Origin of the sequence: Megasphaera sp. UBA4382 (assembly GCF_002391155.1) — a bacterium.
In the GTDB taxonomy this organism is placed as follows: Bacteria; Bacillota; Negativicutes; order Veillonellales; family Megasphaeraceae; genus Megasphaera; species Megasphaera hexanoica.
On record NZ_DGRS01000075.1, the window covers coordinates 1 to 517 of the forward strand.

The 517-nt window shown below is 47.0% G+C and carries 1 protein-coding gene; it reads right to left on the minus strand.

All coding sequences use genetic code 11. The annotated features are described in order from the left end of the window. A partial coding sequence (gene rplU / locus B4H10_RS08810) for a 50S ribosomal protein L21 (RefSeq protein WP_292018676.1) occupies window positions 1-275 on the minus strand: 275 nt, incomplete at its 3' end. Window positions 276-517 lie beyond the last annotated feature (242 nt).

A 517-nucleotide genomic window follows, 5' to 3' on the forward strand; every position in this document is an offset into this window, starting at 1 on the left:
GGCTGACGATGGCCCTGACGACGACGATAGTCGGATTTAGCTTTGTATTTGAAAACGAGGACTTTCTTTTCTTTGCCCTGTTCCAATACTTTAGCTGTAACTTTGGCACCTTCGACAACAGGAGAACCTACTTTGACATCTCCGTCGTTGACGACAGCCAGTACCTGGTCAAATACGACTTCGGAATCCACATCGCTGGCGAGTTTTTCAACAAAAATGTTGTCCCCTTCCTGAACGCGATACTGTTTTCCACCGGTTTTGATAATAGCGTACATAGTGACACCTCCTCATCAATATACTCGCTGAATACGGCGCCTTACGGACTTGTATGCCTCTTCATGCGGCTTATCTGTCTAGCCACTTGTGCATGCTACGACTTTTATATTGTAAGCGATTCTCCGGCCCTTGTCAAGGAAATTTCAGGAATAATCAAACAGTATGGACAGCACAAATCAGGACCGCATGGGGCTGACCGATATGGCAGCTGGATGGGCAGGACAGTGGTATTCACAGGATG